Here is a 22,833-nt window from a genome sequence, read left to right as displayed (position 1 = left end):
CTGTTCGACGAGGGGAGCCCGTGGCGGCACAGGCCGTCACGGGCTCCCGTGTTCGCAAGACCTTTCCCCGTGGGGAGATCAGCGAACGGTGAGGGTGTACTCCGCGGTTCCGGTCTTGCCCGCGCTGTCCGTCGCCGTGACGGTCACCCTGTAGGTGCCGCGCTGGTACGGGCCCATCAGCGTCATCCGGGTGGTGCCGCCCGGGTTGACGGTCTGCGGGGTGAACATCGGCGCGTTGGGCAGGCCGGCGCCGGTGAGCCGGATGGTGCCCGTGCCACCGGTGACGGTGACCGTCGCGGTGGCGTAGCCGCCTGGCGGGACGCTGCCGGAGTTCGGCGACACCGAGGGCGTGGGGCCGTTCACGGTGCCGCTGCCGACGGTGAGCGTGTACTCGGCGGTCCTGGACTCCGCGGTGCCCTTGGCCGTGACGGTGACCTTGTACGTGCCCGCCGGGGTGGTGGCCGAGGTCGCGAGGGTCAGCTTGGCCACCTCACCGGAGTTGACGGCCGCGGGCTGGAACGTGGCCGTCGTTCCCGCGGGCAGGGCGGACGCGCTCAGCTCCAGCTTCTCCGGGCCCTGGTCGCCTGCCGTGGTGGTGACGCTGGTGGAGACGTGCTTGCCGGGCTCGGCCTTGCCGGAGGACGGCGACAACGCCACCGCGAACCTGCCGGGCTGGGTACCGCCGCCGATCTCGCCCTTGGCCCAGTCGCCCATGGAGTTGGTCAGCCGCGCCATGATGCTGTAGCGGTTGCAGCCGCTGGCACCCCACGACGAGACGCCGACGATCACGCCGTCCACGATGAACGGACCGCCGCTGTCACCCGAGCAGTTGGCGGTGCGCCCGTCGTCGTAGCCGGTGCACACCATCAGGTCGCCGTTGACCCTGATGTCGAAGACCTGGCAGCCCGCGGGGTCGTTGACCGGCAGGGTGGTCTTGCGCAGCTCGCCGGACCCGCCGGCCGAGGAGGTCTTGCCGTAGCCCAGGGAGAAGCCGGACCCGCCGGGCCGGGTGAGGGCGCTGTCCCCCGAGCCGGCCACCGCGGCCCACTGGCTCTGCGGGACCGGCAGGTCGTCGGCCGTGGTGACGACGGCGACGTCGTAACCGGTGCGCCAGCCGCCGGAGCCGGTGTAGCCGGGGTGGGTCTTGAACGACTCGACGGCGGTGCGGAACGTCTCGTCGCCGGGGGTGTTCAGGTCGTCGTCGCCGTAGACGTAGCTCTTGGCGCCGGTGGCGTCGACCATGCAGTGCGCCGCGGTGAGGATCTTGCGCTTGCCGACCACCGAGGCGGTGCAGGACTGACCCTGCGGGCCGTTGCCACCGACGCGCATGCCGGCGATGACGAACGGGTGTTCCTTCACGGTGGTGCGTTCCCCGTTGACGATCAGGGCTCCGGCGCCACCGGGGCGCAGCTGGTCGGTCGGGGTCGCCGCGGTGCTGGTCCCGCCGGCGGGCGTGGCGCCCGCCGCGGTGACGACGGGCATGGTCACCGCGGCCAGTGCCAGGGTGAGTACCGCTGCGAAGCGTGGTGTTCTCATCGTGTTCCTTCGGTGCAGGGGTGTGGTGGAGCCGGAGGGCGTTGTCCGTCCACTTCGGTCAGAACGTGATGGACCAGCCGGTGAGCGTGCCGGTGTCGAACCGGTAGGTGTCGGTCACCAGGAGCCGCCAGGTGCCGTTGGCCTCCTCGCGCGAGGCGTCGACGGTGAAGCTGCGGTGCACGCCGCCGGACTCGCCGACACCGCCGGCGCGCTGGAGCGGGTAGGCCGTCCCGCTCGGTCCGACGAGACCGATGGCGAGGTCCCCGGTGTAGCCGTGGTCGATGTCGACCCGGACCGACAGCGCGGCAGAAGCCTTGCCGTCACAGGAGTCCTGGGTCACCGAGGTGCCGACCGCGGTACCCGCGTCGGGGATTGCCACGTCCTCGTCGTTGCTCCTGGCTCCGCACCGGGGCGGGGTTCCGCCGCCGACGTCACCGACGAAGAGCAGCCTGTTGGGCGAGCCGGTCCCGGGATTGCTGACCAGGTCGGGGGTGGCGCTGCGCACCAGCGCATCGCCGACCTGCTGCGGGGTCGCGCCGGGGTGGGCCGACAGGTACAGCGCGGCGGCGCCCGCCACGTGCGGTGAGGCCATCGAGGTGCCGCTGGCGGTGCGGAAGGACCCGGCGTTGTCGCTGGAGTGGATGTTGCCACCCGGAGCGAACAGGTCGACGCAGCGACCGTAGTTCCCGCCGCGCGTGCGGTCCTTGTTGAACCAGCCGACCGTGAGCGCCTCGGGGACGCGGGCCGGGCTGACCCCGCACGCGTCCTCGCCGTTGTTGCCGGCGGAGACCACCACCACGAGCCCCTTGGCCACCATCGCCTTGACCTGCTCGTCACCGACGCCGAGGACGTCCATGCCCAGGCTCAGGTTCACCACGGCGGGCTTCACCGCGTTCTTGGCCACCCACTCCATGGCGCTGACGGTGACCGAGTCCGGGCCGGAGCCCCGGCAGTCCAGCGAGCGCACGGCCACGACCTTGGCCTTCTTCGCCACGCCCACGGTCTTGCCCGCGATCGTGCCGGCCACGTGCGAGCCGTGCCAGTAGCAGTCACTCGCGTCGGCGTCGTTGTCGAGCAGGTCGTAGCCGTGGCTCGCCCTGCCCTCGAACTCGGGGTGCTGGACGCTGATCCCGGAGTCGATGACGTAGGCGGTCACGCCCTCACCCTCGTTGGGGTAGGCGTACTTCTTGTCCAGGGCGGTGGTGCGCTGGTCGACCTGGTCCAGCCCCCACGACGGCGGGTTCGGCTGCTCGCCGTTGGCCCTGCTGGTGCCGTCCTGGTGCACGGACCTGACCGACGGGTCGGCCGCCAGCCGCCGTGCCTGCTGCTCGGACAGGTCGCGGACCGCGAAACCGTTCAGGGTGACCGAGTACGTGTCGGTCACGCGGCCACCGTAGCGCCGGGTGAGTGCCTCGGCCTGGCCCCCGGCAGCCGCGCGGGCCTCGGCCTTGAGCACCACCACGTACTGCCCGGGGTGGTGTCGTTCGGCTTGGGCGACAGCGGCTTCCGGCTGCTGCGCCACGGCTTGGCCCGCCGTGGCCGCCACGGTGGCGGTGGCGACCACGACCGTGACCAGGCTTGCCGCCCACCGCTTTCTGCGCTCTTGCATCTGTTCCTCCATCGCGCGTTTCGAGCGGCCGCTGGCAGGGGCTCGAGACGTCGGGCCGCTCGGCAACCACCATTCGGCCTGGGCGACGGGAGGAACAAGTGTGGCTGGGACCCGTAGGGGTACGGGAAAAGACACGTGGTCGACGGCGTTCTATTTCGCGGGGTTTACCGTGCCCGCTCGACCGACCTAGCCTGGCGGGAGTTCCGCTGCGGGTGGGCCGTCGACAGGAGCGAGCAGGCATGGGACGTGGTGGGGTGCGCCCGCTCTCCGTCCGATCCGGGTCGGTACCGCTGGTCGGCCGGGACGCGGAGCTGGCCGCCCTGCTCGACGCCGTGCGGCACGCGCCGGCCGCTGTCTTCGTGGAGGGCCAGGCCGGGGTGGGCAAGACGCGGCTGATGGCCGAGTTCGCCGCGGTCTGGGACGGGGACGCGCGGGTGGTCGTGGGTGCGTGCCAGCCGCTGCCGGAGCCGTTCCCGTACGGGGTGCTCCTGGACTGCCTCAGCCGGTGCGGTGACCGGCTGGCCGATCCCGGTCCCGTCACCGGCGCGCTGCGCGACCACCTGCCCGAGCTCGCCGACCTGCTGCCGCCCGCGCCGCGTCCCCTGCCCGATCCCGCGGCTGAGCGGCACCGGGTCTTCCGCGCGGTGCGGGAGCTGCTCCGCTGCCTGGGGCCGACCGTCCTCGTGCTGGAGGACCTGCACTGGGCGGACGAGGAGACCCGCCGGGTGCTGCGGTTCGTGCTGGGCACCCCGCCGCCGGACCTGTCGGTGGTGGTCACCTACCGCCGCGAGGACCTGCCCACCGCGGCTCCGCTCGGCCAGGTCGTGCACGTCCCGCACGGGCTCGACCTGGTCCTGCGCCCCTTCGACGCGGTGGACGTGCGGACCATGGCCGATGCGCTCGTGGGGGCCGAGATCACCTCGGCGGCGTTCGCCGAGGCCGTCCTGCGCGAGACGGCCGGAATTCCGTTCGTGGTGGAGGAAACGGTTCGCGCGCTGCGCGACCCGGTGCGCGATGTGCGCGCGGAAGGCGATCTCGCGCAGGAGGTCGTGGCCGGACTCGACGTGCCGGTCCTCGTGGCGGATGCGGTTCGGGAGCGGCTGGGCGCCCTGTCCGGCGCCGCCCGATCGCTGGCCGAGGCCGCCGCGGTGCTGGGCGTGCCGGAGACCGCGGACGTCCTCTGCGCGGTGGCGGGCGAGACGGCGACGGAGCACCTCGTCGCGCTGGTGGAGTCTGGGGTGTTGGTGGAGGGAACCGCGAACAGGTTCGGCTTCCGGTGCAACACCGCCCGGCGCGCGGTGTGCGCTTCGCTGCCCGGTCCCCGCAGGCGGGAGCTGCACGAACGCGCGGTGGCGGTGCTCTCCGCACTGGACAACGCGCCGGCTGTCCGCCTGGCCGTGCACGCCAAGGCGGCGGGCATGAGGGACGAGTGGCTGCGCTTCGGCGACCTCGCCGCCGAGGAGGTCGAGGACGTGCCCACCGCGGTCGGCCTGCTCTCGGAGGTGCTGGCCGACCCGGGGACCAGCGCGCGGGACGCCAACCGGCTGGCCACCAGGATGTGCGGCTACGCCCTGACCGGACTGCCCGGCGGAGTGGTGACCGCGCGGGTCGAGGCCCTGCTGTCGGACCACCGGCTGGACCCGGACGTCCGGGGCGAGGTGCACCTGTGGTTCGGACTGCTGCTGCAGCGCGAGACCGGGAAGGTGGACCGGGGTGCCGAGGAGATCGCCCACGCCCTCGACCTGCTCGGCGGGCAACCGGAACGCACCGTGCGCGGCATGGCGGCCGCGGCGGGCCCGTACCTGGGGATGGGGTCCATCACCGAGCACCGCGCCTCGCTCAGCCGGGTGAAGGGGGTCGTCGACCACCTGCCCACCCCGGCCCTGCGCATCGCCGTCCTGGCCACCACGCTCGGCGGGCGGCTCATCGCCGGTGACCCGAGCACCTGGGAGCGCATCGCCCAGCTGCCCTCCCCGGCGGAGGTGCACGATCCCGAAGAGGTCCACCAGCTGGCCAGGGCGCACTGCAACGTGGCGGACGCGTGCTCGTGGATCGGGTACTACTCGCGGGCACGGGAGTTCCTGCGCCACGGGTTCGACCTGGCCGAGCGGGCCGGTGCCTCCTACGTCGTCGGCACCGCCGAGGCCACCGAGGTCCGGCTCGACTGGCTCAGCGGGCGGTGGTCGGGGCTGGGACAGCGGATCGACCGCCTGCTCGGCACCTATGCGAACCTGCTGCTCGCCACCGACCTGAACCTCACGCGCGGCTGGCTGGCGACGGCCAGGGGTGAGTGGGTGCGGGCCGAGGAGGCCTTCCTGGCGGCGGGTTCGCACTCAGGCGCCCCGGTCTTCCCGGTGGGCATCTCGGCGGCGGGCGGCATGGCGGGGATGCTGCTCAGCCGGGGCCAGGCCGCCGCGGCGGAGGCGCACGTCGGCCGCGGGGTGGAGATGCTGCGGAGCAAGGACGCGTGGGTGTGGTCGGGCGACGTCCTGCCCCAGGCCGTGGACTGCCTGCTGGCCCTCGGCCGCGTCGACACCGCGCGGCTGCTCGTCGCGGAGACCACCGCCGGCCTGCGAGGTGCCGACGCTCCACTGGCCCAGGCGGCGCTGACCGCGTGCCGGGCGCGACTCGCCTCCGCGACCGGGGACCGCGCCGAGGCAGACCGCCTCTACCGCGAGGCGATCGACCTGCACCGGGAGCTGGGTCTGCCCTACCGGGTCACCCAGCTCGCCGAGCAGGCCGAGGGCGACACTCCCCCGGCCAGGCGTGCTCGACGCCCTCGCCCGGTCCTACGAGTCGCTGGGGGCGACGGTCGACGCCGCGCGCTGCCGCCACCGCATCCGCAGCACCGGCGCGACCACCCCGTCCCACCGTGGGCGACGCGGCTACGGCGACGACCTCTCCCCGCGCGAGCAGGACGTGGCCCGCCTCCTGGCGGGCGGTCACACCAACCGGGAGATCGCCCAGGCGCTGTTCCTCTCCCGCCGCACGGTCGAGGAGTACGTCGTCAAGGTCCGCCGCAAGCTCAACGCCCGTTCCCGGCACGACGTCCGGCTCGGCTGAGCACGACGTCACCCGAGCCGGCCGTCGACCAGCCACCGCACGTGGTCGCGGTTGCGCAGGGCACGGCTCCCCGAACGACATCCGCACGTGCATCAATTTCATCGGACGTCAGGAACTCTCGATCGGTTCGGTGCCGGAGGACGATCATTCGGCGGTGGCATGATCCCGCGCATGCGGTTGCCGAAGGCTTTCCACCCGCTCCGGCATCGGCGATTTCGGCGGTTGTGGACCGGGCAGGTGTTCAGCGCACTGGGAAACGGGCTCACACCGGTCGCTTTGACGTTGCTGGTCCTGAGCGGTGACCGGCCGGCCAGCGCGCTGGGCTGGGTGCTCGGTGCGCAGAGCGCAGGGCTGATCCTGTTCGTGGTGGTCGGCGGGATGCTGGGCGACCGGGGCGACCGGGTGCTGCTGATGACGCTCGCCGACGTCGTCCGGCTCGTGGCCGTGTTGGTGCTGGCCACCGTCGGCTCCGGTGCGGCGGTCCCGACGCTGATGGTGATCACGTTCGTGCTCGGGGTCGGCGGCGCCATGTTCGAACCGGCGGCGCGAGCCCTGCTCCCCTCGCTGGTGCCCGACGACGACCTGCAGGCGGCGAACGGGCTCAACGGCGTGACCAACCGGGTGGCGCTGATCATCGGGCCCCCGGTGGGCGCGGCGCTGTTCACCGCCCTCGGCCCGTCGGTCGTGTTCGCGGTGGACGCCGCCACCTTCCTCATCTCGGTGGTCGCTCTGATCGGCCTGCGGACGACCGGCTCCGCGCCGCGCCGGGCCGAGTCCGGCCGGTCGCCCGTCTCGGAGGCGCTGGAGGGGGTTCGGGCGGTCGGGCGGCAGCCGTGGGTGGGTGCGGTCATCCTCCAGGGCGCGGTGCAGGTCCTGCTCGTGCACGCGCCACTGGCGGTGCTCGCCCCGATCGTGCTGCGTTCCCGCGGGGAGCTGGGGTCCTACGGCTGGCTGCTGTCCCTGCAGGCGGCCGGAGCCGTGGGCGGCGCGCTGATGGCCGGGCGGTGGAAGCCGAAGGAACCCGGAACCGTTGCCCTGATGGCGATGCTGGGTGCCGGTCCGGTGCTCGTCGGGTTGGCTGCTGGGTTCCCGGTACCGGTGCTCGCGCTGCTGATGGCGGTCTACGGGGCCGGCGGATCGCTGTTCGCGGTGCTGTGGGTCAGCGCCCTGCAACGGCGGGTGCCGGACACCGTGCTGGCGCGGGTGGTGTCGTTGGACTACCTGGGTCAGCTGGGGCTCGAACCGGTCGGGCTGGCACTCACCGCGCCGTTCGCGGCGGTCGCGGGCATCGCGGCGGCGATCTGGGTGAGCATCAGCGCGCTCGTCGTGACCACAGCGCTGCCGTTCGCCGTGCGCGGTGTGCGCACTTTCGGCGCCGACCGTGACGAGAAAGAACTCAGCCGTTGACGGCGAGGGCCGTGCCCCGGTGTCACGTGTAGGTGCCGTGTAGAACGCCTCATTACGTTCGTTCAACGTGCGGAAATCCGCGCTCCAGCTGAACGGACGAAGGATCACGACAATGCGCAAGACAATCATCGCGACGTTGAGCGCGGTCACCCTGATGGCCGCCGCGGCTCCCGGGATCGGCGTCGCCGGCACGAGCGACTACCCGGTCACGCCCTTCCGGATCGAGTACGGCGCGAGCGTCCTCTCCGGTTCCATCACGTGGTACAACCGCAGCGTCTCCATCCCGGGTGAGCTGAGGGCTCGCTCCTCCGAGAAGCAGGGCCGGTTCCGCGGTACGTCCGCGAACTGCGTGACACCTCTCGAGACGCGAACGGCACAACCCGGCGAGAACAGGGGGTTCAACGTCGGGCTCAACTGCGACTACCCGGGTGGACTCACCAACGTCTACGTGGCCCTGTGGGAAGGCGACACCTACCGCGGTGGCGTGGTCTGCACCAGGCAGGGCTGCGTGGAGGACTGAGCCCGTCGGGCACAGGGCGACGCTCGGGGGAGGTCCGGCCCGCACCTCCGAGGTGCGGGCCGGACCTCCCTCATCTCAGCACCGCGGGAACGTCACGCCGGTGAGCCGCTCCGACGCCTCCCACAACCGCCGCGCCAGCACCGGGTCGCTGGCCGCCGCCGACCGCCCGACCAGCGCGGGGTGGCCGTGCAGCTCGAACCTCCCGTCGGGACCCACGTAGCTGGCGCCCGGCAGGTCCTGAGTCGCCGCGTACAACGACGGCAGCGCCCCCTGCTCCTCGCTCTGCGCGAGGTACCGCCCGGCCAGGTGCACGACCTTGACGAGGTGCCGGTTGCGGCCCTTCGTCCCCAGGTTGCTCGCCGTGTAACCGGGGTGAGCGGCCAACGCCCTGACGGCCGACCCCGCCTCCCGGCACCGCCGGTCCAGCTCCAGCGTGAACAGCAGGTTCGCGAGCTTCGACCGGCCGTAGGCCTTCACCGGGTTGTAGCCGGACCGGGCGAGGTCGAGGTCGTCCAGGTCGAGCACCCCCGCCCTGTGCGCGCCGGACGCCACCGTGACGACGCGGTCGGTGATCGAGGGCAGCAGCAGGTTCGTCAACGCGAAGTGCCCGAGGTGGTTGGTGCCGAACTGCAGCTCGAACCCGTCCGCCGTGCGGCCTTGCGGGGTCATCGCCACCCCGGCGTTGTTGACGAGGACGTCGATCCCGCCCTGCCACCCCTGCGCGAACGCCCGCACCGACGCCAGGTCGGCCAGGTCCAGCTGACGCACCTCGGTCGTGCCGCGCATGGCCGCCGCCGCCCGCTCCCCCGCGGCGACGTCCCGCACGGCGAGCACCGTGCGCGCCCCCGCCGCCGCGAACGCGGTCGCCGTGCCGCGCCCCACCCCGCTGGCCGCGCCGGTCACCACGACGGTGCGCCCGGTCTGGTCGGGGAGGTCTGCGACGGCCCACCGCTGCTTCGTCATGATCGCCAGTCTAGGCACCGGCTGGGTCGAGCACCGGTGCGAGCGCGGGGGTGCGGCGCCGGGAACCCGGCGCCGCACCCCCTCCACGGCCGAGCGTCCTACTTCTCCCTCAGCAGGTACACGTTGCCGTTGCCGTCCGCGTCGCTGTTGAAGATCAGGTCCGTGTCGTTGATGAACGCGGCGTGCGGGTGCACCGACTCCTCGTTCGAAGAGCTTCCCGTGCTTGAACATCTTCACGGTGTCGACCTTGTTCGTGCCGGCTTTGATGTAATAGAAGTAGATGTAGGCCGTCGAGTCCTTGTGGCCGTCGCCCTGGATGATCGTCCGCGCGGGGTTCATGGCGTAGTGGTTGCTGCTCTCCCGGGTGTCGTAGCTGAAGAACTCCTGCTTGCGGATGTTGTAGGTCACCACCTGGTCCGGCGTTTCGCCCTGCTTCCGCTGTGCGAAGGCGGCGTCCCGGCCGTTGGACGCCCAGAACGGGTGCGCACCGTGGTCATTCGAATCGGTCAGCATCGTCTTCTTCTTCGTGCCGATGTCCACCAGACCGATCTGGGAGTCGTAGCGCAGGTGGAACAGCAGCGTGTCCCCGTGCACCGGGTTGATCAACACGTGGTCGACCTCCCCGTCGATCTTCTTGACCGTTTGCAGCTCCCCCGATCTCACGTCGACCAGGACGAGCGAGGAGGTTTTCTCCTCCTCGTCGTACAGCGACGCGGCGACCGTCTTGCCGTCCGACGTGAGCGAGGGGATTCCCTTGAAGTCGTACCTGCTCGAGAAGGTGCGGATCTTCTTCTCGCGGTACGGGGCGCGCAGGCTGACGCTGGTCAGCGTCCGGTCGTCGAGGTAGAAGGCCTCCTCGGTCTGCGGCGAGACGTTGGCGTGGTCGCCGTCGATGTCGTCGGAGTCCGTGACCTGCACGAACCTCCCGTTGTCGAGCGACATGAGGTAGAGGTTCTCGTCGCCGTCCCGTTCCGACATGAACAGGACGGAGTTGAGCGACGGGACGTAGGGGTCCACGTCGAGGTACATCTTGTTGTCGAGCTCTTTGTCCCTGGTGAGCTGAACCACCTCGTAGTCGGGGTCCAGGGCCGGGCGGATCTTCCACTCCGACTCGAATCGCGCGCCCTTTCCGAAATCGACCGCGGAACCTTCAGCGAGAGCGGCGCAGGAGAAACCCAGCATGCTCACGGAAACGAGAAAAGCCACAGTTGCTTTCACGAGAGGAGACCTTCCAGGCTAGAACGCGAAAGACCGGCCGTTCTCGACTATAGGAATGTGAATCACACTCCACAACGGATTCAATCTCACTCTTTCGAGTGGAGAGAGTGGGATTTTCCCACAGTCGATTTCCCCAATGATCACCGCAACTGCCGCTATTCCTGGTGACCGGAAAAACTACGAGGAACGTCCGGGAGGACCACCCGGTCCCGCAGCGGCCATGATGTGCCGGGTGCGGTCGCGCAGCAGCTGGTGGGTGCGGTCGTGGTGGTTGCGCGGGTGCCAGGCCATGCCGACCGTCACGGGCGGCAGGTCCACCGGGATCGCGAACGTGCGGAGCCCGAGCTTGTCGAGCATCCGGCGGGCCAGCCGGGCGGGCGCGATGCAGACGACGTCGGTCTCCGAGGCGAGGAACAACGCGCTCGCGAACGTCGGCACCACGGCCACCACGCGGCGGCTCAGCCCCAGCTCGGTCAGCTCCTCGTCGACCGGGCCGCGTGCCCGGCCGCGCCGCGACACGACGACGTGGTCGGCGGCGGCGAACCGTTGCGGTGTCACCACTTCCACCTCGACGAGGGGATGACCCGGCCGCACGACGCCGATCAGCGCCTCGGTGACGAGCGCTTCGGAGTGGACCTCCGCGTCGCCGGGCCGGATGCTGCCGATCTCCAGGTCGACCAGGCCTTCCCGCAGCGCCGGGGTGTCCTCCAGGTTCTCCGGCCGCAGCCGCAGCGAGATGCCGGGGGCCTGGTCCCGCAGGTCGTCGATGAGCGACGGGATGAACGTCGTGGACAGCATGTCGGTGACCTGCAGGTCGAACGTGCGCACCGCGCTCCGCGGGTCGGCCGTGGCGGACGGGGCGAACAGCGCCCGTGCCCTGGAGGCGATCGCGTGCACCTCACCGCGCAGCTCCACTGCCCGTGGTGTCGGCACGAGGTCACGTCCGGCCCGGACGAGCAGCGGGTCGTCGAAGACGCGGCGCAGGCGGGCCAGGGTGCGGCTCATCGCCGGCGCCGAGGTGTGCAGCCGGGCGGCGGCCTTGGTCACGCTGTTCTCGGCGAGCAGCGCGTCCAGCGCCTCGATCAGTTTCAGGTCAATGTCGCGCACAGCCGATTATCACATTCGAAATGGTTGCTTGCCAGAGTTGCACTGGTGTTAACCCCCGGTCGCTCCTACGGTCGAAGAACGGGAGAGAAACCGTTGGAGGGCAACAACATGACCGGGAAAGCGCCCGTGCTGCGGGCTGTGGTGATCGGCGCCGGGATCGTCGGGTTGACGACGGGCGTCGCCCTGCGCCGGGCCGGGGTCGACGTGGTGGTCTGCGAGCGGGCACCGGAGATCCGCGCCGCCGGTGCCGGACTGGGGCTCTGGGCCAACGCACTGGCGGTGTTCGACGGGCTCGGCATCGGCGAGCAGGTGCGGGCCATCGGCAAGCCCAGCGAGATGCGCTTCCACGACCCCTCGGGGAGGCTGCTCGACACCCCGGGGTTCGATGCCGAAGACCACCGGTACCTGCTCGTGCACCGCGCGAAGCTGACCGGCCTGCTCGCCGACGCAGTGGGGCGCGAGAACATCCGCCTCGGCGCCGGGTTCAGCGCGTTCGAGGAACACAGCGGAGGCGTCACCGTCCGGTTGACCGACGGCAGCACGGAGGAAGCCGAGGTGCTCGTCGGAGCGGACGGGGCGTACTCGGCGGTCCGCGCGCAGCTGGTGCCGGGCACCCCCGCGCAGGAACACCGCGGCCACCACGCCTGGCGCGCGATCGTCCCGGCCGGCGGCGTCGCGGTCGCGGAGAACCGGCTCGTCCTGGGCACCAACGGGTGCAGGGGCGGATACGTCCGCACCCACGACGGCAGCGTGTACTGGCTGGTGAACCAGTTCCAGTCGCCACCGCTCACCGGCACCCCGAGGCACCAGGCGCTGGAACGGGCCCGCCACCTGGAGGACAGCCGCGACGGGGTGCTGACGCGGCTGATCCGCGCGACACCCGAGGAGCTGGTCCTGCACAACCAGGTCGTGCTCGTACCGCCGTTGCCGCACTGGGTCTCGGCACGGGTCGCCCTGGCCGGTGACGCGGCCCACGCGATGTCACCGCACATCACAGCCGGTGCGACGCTGGGCGTCGAGGACGCCGCGCTGCTCGGCGAACTGGTCGGCGCAGCCGACGACGTGCCCTCCGCCCTGGCGGCCTACCAGGCCGACCGCATCCCGCGGTACGCCCGCGTCGCGGAACTGTCCGCCGCCGTCGAGCACTCCGCCACACCACAGGAGTTCGCGCGGCACCACACCGCGTTCAGCCACTGGATGATCACGCCCCCTGGCCACCGGGAGCAGCCGGGTGCGGCCGCCTGCCTCGCAGGTGCGCACGTGGTGAAGCAGTCGTTGCGCCACCTCTGATCCGTGCGCAAGGGCCGTCAGCCCTTCCGCAGGAGTCAGCTGTCCGCGAGGAGCTGTGCCGTGCGCTCGATGCAGCGCATCCGGGCGGCTGAGAAGTCGTACGGCATCTTGGTGAGCGCTTCGCCGGCGCTCATCCGCGTTTCCTGTTCGCCCAGGTCGAGGGCGAAGAGCTCCTCCTCGGCGACGTCCAGCCCGGCTGCCTCGACGGCCCGTTCCACGGCCTCGTAATAGGCGAACCGCTGCCGGGCGAGCTCCTCGACCCGCGGGTCTCCGGGATCGACGCCGTCGTCGAGTGCGGCCTCGGCCGCCTCCAGGCGGTCGTCCTCCTCCCGCAGCTCGGGGTGGGTGGCCAGCACGATGACCGTGCTGGCCTGCACCGCGGCGGCCAGCGGGCCGAAGATCCGTTCGGTGACCAGCAGGGCCTCCAGGTCGGAGGGGCGCACCGCACCGGCGGGCAGGTGGCGGAGCCGGTCCGTCACCAGGTCCGACAACAACCCCAGCGGGCTGCCCACGACCCGCAGCCGCTGAACCGCCTCGCGCTGGCGGCGGATCTCCGCCTCCTGCGCGGCCAGGGTCTCCTCCAGGCGCCCCAGGTTCTCCGCGACGTCCCAGGTCCCGTCGAACGCGGCCCGCACGTCGTCGAGCGCGATGCCGGCCTCGGCCATCCTGCGGATCCACAGCAGCCGGATCATGTCGTCGTAGCCGTAGCGGCGGCGGTCGTCCGCACCCCGCTCGGGCTCGGGGAGCAGACCGATCTGGTGGTAGTGGCGGATCGCGCGCGGGGTCGTCCCGGCGAACGCGGCGGCGTCACCGATCTTCACCTGGCGGGGAGGCGTGAAGTGCATCGCAGGCGGAACCTTTCCAGCTGTGGTGACCCGAAGGACATCACATGCCGCTGCGGCAGGTGCAACACGCCGGTCTCGTCGTTCACCCCTGGGAACGCGACTTCCTCCGATTCGGGTTGAACCAACGCGAAAGGGGTATCTGGCGATGACCGTGCGGACGAGGTGACGCACGGGGGCGTTCTTCTCCTGATCTGCGCCAGTCGAGCTTCCAGCGGCCCACCCGCGCGCCCTCCCAGGCGAACGCCGCGGGAGCACCTGAACCCGCACCGTCCGGAGTAGACGAATGTCGTCAGCGCCCGACGTACTGACCGAACCGGCCGACCGCCCGCGCGGCAGCGACTTCGCCCGCCTCACCAAGGAGCTCAGGGCAGCCGGGTTGCTGGACCGGCGGCGCGGCTACTACCTGGTGCGGATGGCGGTGAACGCGGTCCTGCTCGGCGGGATCGCCGTGGCCTTCGTGCTGCTGGGCGACTCGTGGTGGCAGGTGCTCACGGCTGTCGCCCTGGCCGCGGCGTCCACGCAGCTCGCGTTCATCGGGCACGACGCGGGTCACCGGCAGATCTTCCGCAGCCACCGGCACAACGACGTCGTGGGGCATCTGCACGGCAGCCTGACCGGGATCAGCTACCAGTGGTGGGTCGCGAAGCACAACCGCCACCACGCCAACCCCAACCACGAGGACCACGACCCCGACATCGAGATCCACGCCCTCGCCTTCAGCCGCGCCCAGGCCAAGGACAAACGCGGCCTGAACGCCTGGATCACCAAACGGCAGGCCTTCCTGTTCTTCCCGCTGCTGCTCGCCGAAGCGGTCGTGCTGCGGATCTCCGGCATCGTCGCCCTGTGCCGCAACGAGCTGCGCAACCCGTGGCGCGAGACCGCGTTGCAGGTCGTCCCGCTGGCCGCGTACCTCACCGCGGTGTTCCTCGTGCTGCCTCCGCTGAAAGCCGTCGTCTTCATCGTCGTGCACCAAGGACTCATGGGCGTCTACCTCGGGTGCTCGTTCGCGCCCAACCACAAGGGGATGCCGATCATCACCGGCGAACAACGGCTCGACCACCTGCACAAACAGGTCCTGACCTCCCGCAACGTCACCGGCGGCCGGTGGGTCGACGCCCTGCTCGGCGGGCTGAACCACCAGGTCGAGCACCACCTCTACCCGCACATGCCCCGCCCCAACCTGCGCCACGCGCAACCCGTCGTCGAGGACTTCTGCGGACGCCACTGAATCCCGTACAGCAAGACCACCCTGCGCCGCTCCTACGCCGAGGTGCTGCGGCACCTGCACGGCGCAGGCGCACCTCTGCGCAACACGGCCTGACGAACGAAAACCGGATCGGCGGCGGAGGGTGTACGGTTGGCAGAGAGGTGGCCGCGTTCCGCGCCCTGGACTTCTCCTGTCAAGACCTCTGTCATCAAACGGAAAGAACCACGTGACCCTGCCTTCGGCGAACGACCTGTTCAGCCATCCCGAAAACCACGAGACCCACACCCAGCCCGGCCCGGCCGAGTCCGACCGGCCGTCCTGGACGAACCTGTTCCAGGAACCGGTGCCCGCACAGCGCGTCCCGTCGGAGCACTGAAGCAGCTCAACGGCCCGAGAGCGCGTCCTCCACGCTGGAGCGCACCGTGAACAGCGCGCCCAGACCGACGACGTCGAGCACCCGGAGGACCTGTCGCGGCACAGCGACCAGGACGACGTCGGCCTGAGCGCCGACGGCGAGGTTCCTGGCGGCGATGAACGCCGAGATGCCGCTGGAGTCGCAGAAGCGCAGCCCGGACAGGTCCACGACGAGCAGCTGCCCGCGGGACAGGGAGAAGCTCACCCGTGCGGGCGAGAACACCGGGCGAGGTGTGCGCGTCGAGGTCGCCCCGGATGGTGAGGACCACACCGGCCGCCACCGTGCGGACGGTCACCGAGAAGTCGTTCACGCGCGACCACCCTCCCGTGCGGGAACGCTCAACGCCAACAGGGCCGTGTCGTCCTCGACACCGTCGCCCAGGGCGTCCAGCAGCCGGTTCACCGCGGCGATCACGTCCGGCGCGGTCGCCGGTGCCAGGCCGGCGAGGTCGTCCAGCAGGTCCTCCTCGCTGTACCAGCTGTCGGCGCCGGTCCGCGCCTCGGTGAGGCCGTCGGTGTAGAGCAGGATGGCGTCACCCGGCTCCAGGCGGAGCTCCGCGACCACGAAACGGGCCTCGGGCAGCGCGCCGACCAGCTGTCCGCCGCGCAGGTGCAGCAACGACGACGTCCCGTCCGCCCGGAACACCACGGCCGGCGTGTGCCCGCCACCGGCCACCGTCATCACCGCAGCGTCGCCGTCGCGGCGGATGCTGCCGCACACAACCGTGCAGAACCGCGGGTACATGCCCTGGGAAGCCTGGTAGAGCACGGTGTTGAGGTGGTCGAGCACGCTCACGGGGTCCGGGTCGTAGACCGCCGCCCCGCGCAGCGTGTACCGGATCAGCGACGTCACCACGGCCGCGTCCTCGCCCTTGCCGGACACGTCGCCGAGGAAGAACCCCCACGTGTCGCCGGGCAACGGGAACAGGTCGTAGAAGTCGCCGCCGACCTGGTCCAGCGACGCGGGGTGGTAGTAGGCGGCGGCCTGCACACCGGGCACCACCGGCAGGGCCGGGGGCAGCAGGGTCTGCTGCAGGGTCCGCGCGAGCCGCTGCACCCGGTCGCGTTCACGTTCGGCGAGGTCGCGGCCCCTGAGCAGCTCCTCCTCGTACGCGCGCCGGTCCCGCGCGTCGAACACCGTGGTCCGGATGAACCGCGCCCTGCCGCCGGCGTCGGACTTGACGGTCGAGGTCAGCAGCACGGGCAGCCGCGTGCCCCCGGCCGCCCTCAGCTCCAGCGCGACACCACCGAGCTCGCCCCGCAGCTGCAACAACGGCGCGAAGTGCGTCTCGTAGTAGATCCGCCCACCGACGGTGAGCAGGTCGCTGAAGCTGACGCGCCCCACCACCGCGTCCCGCTCACGGCCGAGCCACCGCAGCAGCGTCGCGTTGATCTTCACGATGGTGCCGTCGGGCAACGTGGACACGTACCCGCACGGTGCGTTGTCGTAGAGGTCTTCGAGGCTGTCCTCGTACTCGGTCATCACCGGCCTCCGACGTGAGCCGCGATCGCCGCGGCGGGCACCACCAGCCCGCTGCCGGTCACGACCACGTTGCACCCGCTGACGACGTTCACCCGACGATCCTGCCACTTGCACCGGCGGCGCGCGGGCCTGCTCGCGGGCGTGCCGTGCGACAGTGACGTGATCGTCGTTTGTGATTGGGCGGCGCGGCGCCGGGGTAGCCGAGGTGGGCAACAGAATCGACTTCAGGAGGCTGACGTGATCGGGTTCATCGTCGCCGGACTGATCATCGGCGCGCTCGCCCGACTGATCAAGCCCGGCAAGCAGAACCTCGGAATCGTGGCGACGCTGCTGCTGGGCCTGGTCGGCTCCGTCATCGGCGGCACCATCGCGAACCTGCTCGGCACCGGCGACATCTTCGAGCTCAACGTGCTGGGCTTCATCGTCGCGGTGATCGCCTCGGTGCTGCTCATCGGTGTCGCGGAGGCCATCTCGGGCCGCAGCCGCAGCAGCGTGCGCTGATAGCCGCAACCTCGAACGGCCCCGGCCACCCACGCGGTGACCGGGGCCGTTCGCCGTGCCCACCAAGTGCTGCCGCTTGAGTCAGGGACGGGCCCTCGTGCGGTCGGCGCGCCTGGTCCGCTTCGGTCGTGTCGCCGCCGTGCAGCGCGGGCACATCGCCATCGCGGGAGTGCCTTCCCCTCCGGTGTCGTTGATCCACACCGCGTCGGCCCACAGCACGTGCGAGAACCGGTCGAGCCGCGCGCGGTGCAACGGCACACCGCACAGCGTCTGGTTCTGCCCCGGCCACCAGGCGTGCACGTCACCCGACGGCAACCGGGTGCCGTCCTCGTCGCGCCAGTTGCTCGACGCGGCCACCGCGGGCATGGCGGTCATCAGCAGCCTCCCTCGACGTCGTCCTGCGAACCGCATACCCGGCGCCGCCGCCTTCAACCTGCCGCGGATAGGTCGCCCCTCGCCGGGTACTCGACGCGGCATGATGAAACGCGCGTTGTGGGAGGGCCTGGTCGCGGGGACCGCCGGAGTGCTGGTGATGACGGTGGGCGAGAAGGTGGAACAGCGCCTGACCGGCCGCCCGGACTCCCACGTGCCGGCGCGGGTCCTGCAACGCCTCACGGGCATGCGGGAACGACCCGGCGGCAGGCAGCCGGTGCCGGTCAACCTGGCGATGCACTTCGGCCAGGGCGTGCTGCTGGGCGTCCTGCGCTCGGTCATGGCACACGCCGGCCTGCGCGGACCGTGGTCCTCGGCGAAGTTCACGGTCGTCCGGCTGACCAACGACCAGATCCTCGAGAACGCAACGGGTGTCGGCGCTCCCCCGCCCACCTGGCCCCGCGGCGAACTGGCGGTCGACCTGCTGCACAAGGCCGTCTACGCCTTCGTCACCGGTGTCGTCGCCGACGCGCTGGCCGCCCGTTCCGGCCCAGGCCCCGGACAGCGCCACGCCGCGTTGCGCCCAGGCCGCCACGCCGACGTCGGCCCACTCCCCCGCGGCACCCGGTGACGTTCGTGAGCCGGTCCACCAGGTGTGCCAAGGCTTCCGGGTCACCGACCAGCCGACGGGCCGTGCCCGTCACACCTGGCAGACAGGACACCACCACGTTTCCCGGCCGTGGTCGGTGAGCTCGGCCGGGCGGAACGCGACCGGTGTGCCGCAACGCAGGCACGGACGCCGAGCCCTGCCGTAGACCCAATGCCGGGGCCGCGGCCTGCTGGTCGTGTTCTGCGCGGGGTTCTCGCGTACCGCGTGCCGCAACCGCCGCCGGGCATCGGTGAGCAACACCTCCAGGCCGTCCACCGAATCGGCCGCCCGCCACGGATCGACGCCGTGCAGGAACAGCAGCTCCTGCGCCCACATGTTGCCCAGCCCCGCCACCCGGCGCTGTCGAGCAGCGCCGCGACAATCGCCGCTCCCCCGGCCGCCGCGACCCGCTCCGCACCGGCGGAGAGGCTGTCGGTGCCCAGCAAATCCGGACCCAGGTGCCCCACCACCGCGTGCTCGTCGGACGTCCTCAGCACGGTCAGAACCGGCAGCGCGACTCCCACGAGCGTGCGGCCGTCGTCGAGGCGCAACGCGATCCGCAGATCGGGCATCACCCGCGCGGGCAGCCGTTTGCCCGGCCGCAGCACCGACCAGGAGCCGGTCATCCGCAGGTGCGAGTGGACGGTCAGCCCACAGTCGGTGCGGCACAACAGGTGCTTGCCCCGCGCACGCCAGTCGAGAATGCGTTGCCCGGCCAGGTCGACGGTGACGAAACGGGGATGCCGGACATCACTGTGGACGATCAACATCCTGGCCGTGGCGGTGTCGAGCCGTGCCGCGATCCGCGCCACGCTGTCGCCTTCCGCCACCGCTCCATCATCACCCACCCCCGCTGAACACGCCCGGCAGGCCGAACGGTGCGATCCTGGTGCGATGGCCGAGCCGGAGCACACGCCAGACGGGCACTTCGTCATCATCAACGGGCGGCGCTGGCGGGCCACCGACCCCGACATCCCACCCGAGCCCGCGGCCCGCCTGCGCAGCCTGCTCATGAAGGCCCGCCGTGACATCAGCGCCGCCCACCGCACCGACGACCCCGAGGCGGAGCACGACGCCCGCGCACGGGTCCAGCTCGCCAAGGTCGCCCTCGGCGAGCGCGGCACCCCGTGGTGGGAGCAGACCGCCCTCCAACGCGAGCAGCGCTGGCAGGACGGCCTGGAGGAACTGGAACGCCGCGACGCCTGAGCACAGCCGGCCCTCCGGTCCGCGGTGAAGTCGTTCGACACCGGGGCCACGCGGTGAGCACACTGCCGAGGTGATCCGCTTCCACTTCCAGCTCACGCCACTGTCCGATGTGGAGCCGTGGGGTGAGCGCCGCCTGCACTGGTTCGCGTTGACCGACGGCCGTTACTGGATCGAGGTGGACGGGCACAAGCTGTTCCACCACCGGTCCTCGCCGGTCGACTACTACGTCGTCCGGCTGTGGGAGGACATCCAGGAAGTACTGCCCTCCGCACTGGAACCGGTGCCCGCGGACCTCGTCGGGCACCTGACCGGAGACGCCTGGCCCGGGGCGGACGAGGAAGCGGCTGTCGACTGGTACAGCGGCCACTTCATGAACACCAGCTACCTGCGTGCCGGGCCCAGCATCCTCTGGTGGCGATCGGTGGCCGACCAGGACACGATCACCGTCGACTGGAGACATCCCGTCGACAGCGGGGTCGACTGCACCGTGCCGAGGCGGGGACGGGTGAGCGTGCCCACCGAGTCGTTCCTGCAGGCGGTGGAGACGTTCGATCGGGAGCTGATGGTCGCGATGGAGCGGCGCATCGCGGAGGTCGAGGCCGGTGGGGTGGCCGCGGACGTCCAGCTCGACCTGGAGCAGCTCCGCCGGGAACACCAGCAGCGTTCGGGAGCGATGGCCGCTGCCCTGCGGCGGACACCCGGCACGGACTGGGCGGCGGTTCGCGAAGGTGTCGCGCGTATCTTTTCGACGGAGTAGCCAATGTTCGGGAAGGGCGCGGTGAACGTGATGTCCCGCTTCGAAGGAAGCGTGTGGGTGGCCCACGGATGCTTCCTCTTCGAGGCCGAAGAGCTGCCCTGAACCGGTCGAGCCGAGGAGATCGAGAACTTCATCGACGATCGCGGCGATGGGCAGGTGCACCTGCTCGCCGGGCGTGAACACGGTGAGGTCCAGGTCGTCGTGGAGGTGCTCGACAGCCGCCCGCCGGGCGACGTGGATGGCTGGACCGCAACGGCCGAGCTGCAGTTCGACTGGAACACACCGCACGTGTACGTGACCGAAGTGGAGCTCGGCCGAACGGAACGCTGGGAGATCCCGCTGCCCTGGAGACGGTTCCACCTCGGGATCAAGTTCCGGGAAGGGGCCGACGAGCAGTGGCACCTCCAGCTGTTCCCAGTCGACCGACCTGGGTGATCAGGACCATCTCGTCGCGGACGCCAAGAACACTGATCGCCGCGCCTGAGCAGCGTCGCCGCGTCGACCCCCGCGGGTCCTCTCCCCCACATCTCCCGGTCCAGCAGCCCGAACTCGGGCTGCATCAGGTTGCTCCAGTGCAAGTCGCCATGCACCGTCTCCCACGCCGAGACCTCCGTGGAGATGCCGTCGCCGAACCGGTGCCGAATCCTCGTGGTGACGAGGTCTTGGCCGACGCCGACCCGGTCCGTCGGCGTTGCCGCGACCACGTCGATCGTTCGCCGGAGCTCTGCCCACCACGCGTCGGGCAGGTCGACGCAGTCGCGCAACGCGTCAGTACGAGAGCACGGAGAACCAGGAAGAAGCGTCAACACTTCAGCGCGCTGATGCCGCACCTCTTCCCACTCGTACACGTCGAGGACACGTGGCTTCGCCAGACCGGTCAACACGTTCGAGTCGACGTTCCCCGTCCAGAACGCACCACCGGCCCACCGCACGTCCTCGGACACCACACGCAGCCAGTACGTCTGCTCATCTCGGCGGGCGGGTGCTCCGACTGAGCGGTCGACCCACCCGCGCCGGGGCTCGCCGACGACGATGAGCCCGAGGTGGTCCGCGGCACGCTGGAGGTTGTTGAGCATCCACTCCCGGTATCGGGCGTCCGCCTCGCTCAGGCCGGTGTCCATCGACCACGTCAGCTCTCGGTGACGTGCCGCAGATATGCCTCCGGCGTGGTCATGTACCGGCGCCAGTGGTCGACCAGAGCGAGGTCTTCCCACTTGGTGCGGTGGAACCCGTGGTCGCCGACTTCGATGATGTCAGCGTCCGGCGTGGATGCCAGGATCGGTGAGTGGGTGGCGCAGATGATCTGCGCGCCGGACTTGCCGAGCTGGTGCATCAGCGACACCAGCCGCAGACAGGACTGGAACGACAGGGCGGCTTCGGGCTCGTCCATCAGGTAGAAGCCCGGCTCGCGGAACATCGCGGAGAACACGGTGAGGAACCCTTCGCCGTGGCTCATCTCGCTGGTGTCCTCGGCCCAGTAGCCACGCATGCCGGAGACCGCCTCCATGAACCCGAAGGCGGTCTCCGCGCGCAGGAAGTAGCCCTTGCGCTTCGTGCGGGTCCCGGAACGGTGCCGGACGCCGGCCGCGGTGGTCTCGAAGCGCACCATCTCGCCGAGCTCGGTCTTCGGGCGGTCGTTGCCGTACTTGCGCCCGGCTCGCCCGCCGCGCGCGTCCAAGCCCCAGGCTTCGGCGAACGCCTCGACGAGGGTGGACTTGCCGGAGCCGTTCTCGCCGACGAGGAAGGTCACCGGCTTCTCGAAGGACATGCCCTCCTCAGCCAACTGGGCGACGCATGGTACGTCGAGCGGCCATGCCCGCCGAGAGCCCGTGGGCAGGAGTTCCTCGGGGATGTAGGCGCGACGGGCGAGCATGAAATCGGGTTCCTCCGATCAGTGGTAGTCCGGTGCGCAGGCTCCCGTAGGCGTGCAGTTGCCCGCAGGCCGACACGCCGGGCTGCAGCTCGGCCCGCATTCGATGAATTGCACCATCTGCACGCCGCCGCCGGTACATGCGTATTGCCTGTAGGTCCTCCAATGCGGACATCGCGCAGATTTACTTCGATCGAGCTACAAGCAGCGCTTGACGCGAGCCGACGCTGACCCGAGTTCAGGCCTCCGGACCGGATCGCTCCCCACCCATCCCCAGGATCAACGCCACCGCCTCCTCCGAACACACCCCCGGCGTCAAAACCTCCTGCAGCAACAACCCCCGAATCGCAGCGACGACAACGGTGGCCCTGGTCAACGCCTCCGCAGCACCGGCCCCCTCCCGCTCCGCCAACGACGCCAACGCCCCGGTGAGGTCCCCCAGCGACGAGATGAACTCGCCGTACTCATCCGGCCGGTACGCCGCCAGCCCCACGACGTGGAAGAACCCGCGCGCACGCGACAGCTGCTCCGGACGCATGTACGTCCGCCAGATGGCCCGCACGAGGTCGTCGAACGTCCCCTGCGCCGCGTCCCGGAACAACGCCTCGTTGTCACGGGCCCGCTGCGCCCCGAGCACCGCCGCCAGCACACCCGTGAGCGACCCGAAGTGGTACCGCAGCAACGCATGACTGGTTTCGGTCCGAGCCGCGATCTCGCGCAGCGACGTCTCCGGTGGCGGAAGACCGTCGTCGAACACGTCGAGGAGGCGCGCCAGGAGGCGCTCGCGGGCATCGCCGGTGCTTGACAGGACCACGC

21 protein-coding genes and 3 pseudogenes are annotated in these 22,833 nt (G+C 70.9%); 12 read left to right on the top strand and 12 right to left on the bottom strand.

Annotation, left to right across the window (positions count from 1 at the left end; genetic code table 11):
- Window positions 1-78 precede the first annotated feature (78 nt).
- Both ACVDFE_RS25675 and ACVDFE_RS25670 read right to left on the bottom strand, forming a co-directional pair.
- The gene (locus tag ACVDFE_RS25675; protein ID WP_458432177.1) at window positions 79-1,536 is read right to left on the bottom strand and encodes a trypsin-like serine protease; all 1,458 of its coding nucleotides are present in this window, start codon (window positions 1,534-1,536) and stop codon (window positions 79-81) included.
- Window positions 1,537-1,594: 58 nt separating this feature from the next.
- Window positions 1,595-3,145 (bottom strand): S8 family serine peptidase, encoded by a 1,551-nt coding sequence (locus ACVDFE_RS25670; RefSeq protein ID WP_458432176.1) that lies wholly within the window; start codon window positions 3,143-3,145, stop codon window positions 1,595-1,597.
- A 239-nt stretch (window positions 3,146-3,384) separates the two neighbouring features.
- On the opposite strand from ACVDFE_RS25670, the pseudogene ACVDFE_RS25665 reads away from it, so the two are divergent.
- The 4 genes and pseudogenes from ACVDFE_RS25665 to ACVDFE_RS25650 all read left to right on the top strand — a co-directional run.
- Window positions 3,385-3,858, top strand: a pseudogene (locus tag ACVDFE_RS25665) (ATP-binding protein); the annotation flags it as partial.
- A gap of 2,053 nt (window positions 3,859-5,911) precedes the next feature.
- Entirely contained in the window at window positions 5,912-6,208 is a 297-nt protein-coding gene (locus ACVDFE_RS25660) for a response regulator transcription factor (protein WP_458434396.1), read from the top strand.
- 159 nt (window positions 6,209-6,367) lie between these two features.
- Window positions 6,368-7,615 carry an MFS transporter gene (locus ACVDFE_RS25655; RefSeq protein ID WP_458432175.1) on the top strand — a complete coding sequence of 416 codons (1,248 nt, stop codon included), beginning with the start codon at window positions 6,368-6,370 and terminating at the stop codon, window positions 7,613-7,615.
- 112 nt (window positions 7,616-7,727) lie between these two features.
- Window positions 7,728-8,135 (top strand): hypothetical protein, encoded by a 408-nt coding sequence (locus tag ACVDFE_RS25650; RefSeq protein WP_360396539.1) that lies wholly within the window; start codon window positions 7,728-7,730, stop codon window positions 8,133-8,135.
- 75 nt (window positions 8,136-8,210) lie between these two features.
- Here the strand turns inward: ACVDFE_RS25650 and ACVDFE_RS25645 are convergent, their stop codons facing one another.
- Together ACVDFE_RS25645 and ACVDFE_RS25640 are read right to left on the bottom strand one after the other, a co-directional pair.
- Entirely contained in the window at window positions 8,211-10,280 is a 2,070-nt protein-coding gene (locus ACVDFE_RS25645; RefSeq protein WP_458434395.1) for an oxidoreductase, read from the bottom strand.
- Window positions 10,281-10,493: 213 nt separating this feature from the next.
- Entirely contained in the window at window positions 10,494-11,414 is a 921-nt protein-coding gene (locus ACVDFE_RS25640) for a LysR family transcriptional regulator (RefSeq protein ID WP_458434394.1), read from the bottom strand.
- Between the two features lie 117 nt (window positions 11,415-11,531).
- Here ACVDFE_RS25640 and ACVDFE_RS25635 point away from each other — a divergent pair, with 117 nt between their 5' ends.
- On the top strand, window positions 11,532-12,713 hold the full coding sequence (locus ACVDFE_RS25635; protein ID WP_458432174.1) for an FAD-dependent monooxygenase: 1,182 nt from the start codon (window positions 11,532-11,534) through the stop codon (window positions 12,711-12,713).
- 35 nt (window positions 12,714-12,748) lie between these two features.
- On the opposite strand, the gene ACVDFE_RS25630 is transcribed toward ACVDFE_RS25635, so the two are convergent.
- Window positions 12,749-13,558, bottom strand: a complete 810-nt coding sequence (locus ACVDFE_RS25630) for a MerR family transcriptional regulator (protein WP_458432173.1) — start codon at window positions 13,556-13,558, stop codon at window positions 12,749-12,751.
- 283 nt (window positions 13,559-13,841) lie between these two features.
- Here ACVDFE_RS25630 and ACVDFE_RS25625 point away from each other — a divergent pair.
- Together ACVDFE_RS25625 and ACVDFE_RS25620 are read left to right on the top strand one after the other, a co-directional pair.
- A pseudogene (locus ACVDFE_RS25625) lies at window positions 13,842-14,879 on the top strand (fatty acid desaturase family protein).
- Window positions 14,880-14,991: 112 nt separating this feature from the next.
- A complete protein-coding gene (locus ACVDFE_RS25620; protein ID WP_360396527.1) occupies window positions 14,992-15,141 on the top strand; it encodes a hypothetical protein in 150 nt (49 codons plus the stop codon).
- A 6-nt stretch (window positions 15,142-15,147) separates the two neighbouring features.
- Here ACVDFE_RS25620 and ACVDFE_RS25615 read toward each other — a convergent pair whose 3' ends face one another.
- Both ACVDFE_RS25615 and ACVDFE_RS25610 read right to left on the bottom strand, forming a co-directional pair.
- The gene (locus ACVDFE_RS25615; RefSeq protein ID WP_458432172.1) at window positions 15,148-15,402 is read right to left on the bottom strand and encodes an STAS domain-containing protein; all 255 of its coding nucleotides are present in this window, start codon (window positions 15,400-15,402) and stop codon (window positions 15,148-15,150) included.
- An 84-nt stretch (window positions 15,403-15,486) separates the two neighbouring features.
- On the bottom strand, window positions 15,487-16,662 hold the full coding sequence (locus tag ACVDFE_RS25610; RefSeq protein WP_360396524.1) for a SpoIIE family protein phosphatase: 1,176 nt from the start codon (window positions 16,660-16,662) through the stop codon (window positions 15,487-15,489).
- A 237-nt stretch (window positions 16,663-16,899) separates the two neighbouring features.
- Between ACVDFE_RS25610 and ACVDFE_RS25605 the strand changes: the two genes are divergently transcribed.
- Window positions 16,900-17,163, top strand: coding sequence for a GlsB/YeaQ/YmgE family stress response membrane protein (locus tag ACVDFE_RS25605; protein ID WP_360396522.1), 264 nt, complete (start codon window positions 16,900-16,902; stop codon window positions 17,161-17,163).
- 81 nt (window positions 17,164-17,244) lie between these two features.
- Here ACVDFE_RS25605 and ACVDFE_RS25600 read toward each other — a convergent pair whose 3' ends face one another.
- The gene (locus ACVDFE_RS25600) at window positions 17,245-17,538 is read right to left on the bottom strand and encodes a hypothetical protein (RefSeq protein WP_360396520.1); all 294 of its coding nucleotides are present in this window, start codon (window positions 17,536-17,538) and stop codon (window positions 17,245-17,247) included.
- 100 nt (window positions 17,539-17,638) lie between these two features.
- Here ACVDFE_RS25600 and ACVDFE_RS25595 point away from each other — a divergent pair, with 100 nt between their 5' ends.
- A complete protein-coding gene (locus tag ACVDFE_RS25595) occupies window positions 17,639-18,166 on the top strand; it encodes a hypothetical protein (protein WP_458432171.1) in 528 nt (175 codons plus the stop codon).
- 69 nt (window positions 18,167-18,235) lie between these two features.
- Here the strand turns inward: ACVDFE_RS25595 and ACVDFE_RS25590 are convergent, their stop codons facing one another.
- Window positions 18,236-18,538: a hypothetical protein gene (locus ACVDFE_RS25590; RefSeq protein WP_458434485.1), complete on the bottom strand. Its 303-nt coding sequence runs from the start codon at window positions 18,536-18,538 to the stop codon at window positions 18,236-18,238.
- Window positions 18,539-18,768: 230 nt separating this feature from the next.
- Window positions 18,769-18,954: pseudogene (locus ACVDFE_RS25585) on the bottom strand (DNA-formamidopyrimidine glycosylase family protein); the annotation flags it as partial.
- A 124-nt stretch (window positions 18,955-19,078) separates the two neighbouring features.
- On the opposite strand from ACVDFE_RS25585, the gene ACVDFE_RS25580 reads away from it, so the two are divergent.
- The 3 genes from ACVDFE_RS25580 (at window position 19,079) to ACVDFE_RS25570 (ending at window position 20,582) form a co-directional block, all read left to right on the top strand.
- Window positions 19,079-19,390, top strand: a complete 312-nt coding sequence (locus tag ACVDFE_RS25580) for a hypothetical protein (protein ID WP_360396516.1) — start codon at window positions 19,079-19,081, stop codon at window positions 19,388-19,390.
- A 70-nt stretch (window positions 19,391-19,460) separates the two neighbouring features.
- The gene (locus ACVDFE_RS25575; protein ID WP_360396514.1) at window positions 19,461-20,147 is read left to right on the top strand and encodes a DUF5984 family protein; all 687 of its coding nucleotides are present in this window, start codon (window positions 19,461-19,463) and stop codon (window positions 20,145-20,147) included.
- Between the two features lie 156 nt (window positions 20,148-20,303).
- On the top strand, window positions 20,304-20,582 hold the full coding sequence (locus ACVDFE_RS25570) for a hypothetical protein (RefSeq protein WP_458432170.1): 279 nt from the start codon (window positions 20,304-20,306) through the stop codon (window positions 20,580-20,582).
- A 694-nt stretch (window positions 20,583-21,276) separates the two neighbouring features.
- Here ACVDFE_RS25570 and ACVDFE_RS25565 read toward each other — a convergent pair.
- Complete coding sequence (locus ACVDFE_RS25565; protein ID WP_458432169.1) at window positions 21,277-21,915, bottom strand: AAA family ATPase; 639 nt, start codon at window positions 21,913-21,915, stop codon at window positions 21,277-21,279.
- A 340-nt stretch (window positions 21,916-22,255) separates the two neighbouring features.
- The gene (locus ACVDFE_RS25560; protein WP_458432168.1) at window positions 22,256-22,831 is read right to left on the bottom strand and encodes a TetR/AcrR family transcriptional regulator; all 576 of its coding nucleotides are present in this window, start codon (window positions 22,829-22,831) and stop codon (window positions 22,256-22,258) included.
- Window positions 22,832-22,833 lie beyond the last annotated feature (2 nt).

This window comes from Lentzea chajnantorensis (genome assembly GCF_054300775.1).
This window is presented reverse-complemented; position numbering and strand designations above follow the sequence as displayed.

What these genes read in the sequence shown, in the direction of transcription:
- ACVDFE_RS25565 (WP_458432169.1), bottom strand. Translation starts at nt 21,915, where the DNA reads ATGTCCTTCGAGAAGCCGGTGACCTTCCTCGTCGGCGAGAACGGCTCC.
- ACVDFE_RS25635 (WP_458432174.1), top strand. Translation starts at nt 11,532, where the DNA reads ATGACCGGGAAAGCGCCCGTGCTGCGGGCTGTGGTGATCGGCGCCGGG.
- ACVDFE_RS25610 (WP_360396524.1), bottom strand. Translation starts at nt 16,662, where the DNA reads ATGACCGAGTACGAGGACAGCCTCGAAGACCTCTACGACAACGCACCG.
- ACVDFE_RS25645 (WP_458434395.1), bottom strand. Translation starts at nt 10,280, where the DNA reads ATGCTGGGTTTCTCCTGCGCCGCTCTCGCTGAAGGTTCCGCGGTCGAT.
- ACVDFE_RS25670 (WP_458432176.1), bottom strand. Translation starts at nt 3,145, where the DNA reads ATGCAAGAGCGCAGAAAGCGGTGGGCGGCAAGCCTGGTCACGGTCGTG.
- ACVDFE_RS25675 (WP_458432177.1), bottom strand. Translation starts at nt 1,536, where the DNA reads ATGAGAACACCACGCTTCGCAGCGGTACTCACCCTGGCACTGGCCGCG.
- ACVDFE_RS25595 (WP_458432171.1), top strand. Translation starts at nt 17,639, where the DNA reads ATGATGAAACGCGCGTTGTGGGAGGGCCTGGTCGCGGGGACCGCCGGA.
- ACVDFE_RS25600 (WP_360396520.1), bottom strand. Translation starts at nt 17,538, where the DNA reads ATGACCGCCATGCCCGCGGTGGCCGCGTCGAGCAACTGGCGCGACGAG.
- ACVDFE_RS25580 (WP_360396516.1), top strand. Translation starts at nt 19,079, where the DNA reads ATGGCCGAGCCGGAGCACACGCCAGACGGGCACTTCGTCATCATCAAC.
- ACVDFE_RS25630 (WP_458432173.1), bottom strand. Translation starts at nt 13,558, where the DNA reads ATGCACTTCACGCCTCCCCGCCAGGTGAAGATCGGTGACGCCGCCGCG.
- ACVDFE_RS25655 (WP_458432175.1), top strand. Translation starts at nt 6,368, where the DNA reads ATGATCCCGCGCATGCGGTTGCCGAAGGCTTTCCACCCGCTCCGGCAT.
- ACVDFE_RS25650 (WP_360396539.1), top strand. Translation starts at nt 7,728, where the DNA reads ATGCGCAAGACAATCATCGCGACGTTGAGCGCGGTCACCCTGATGGCC.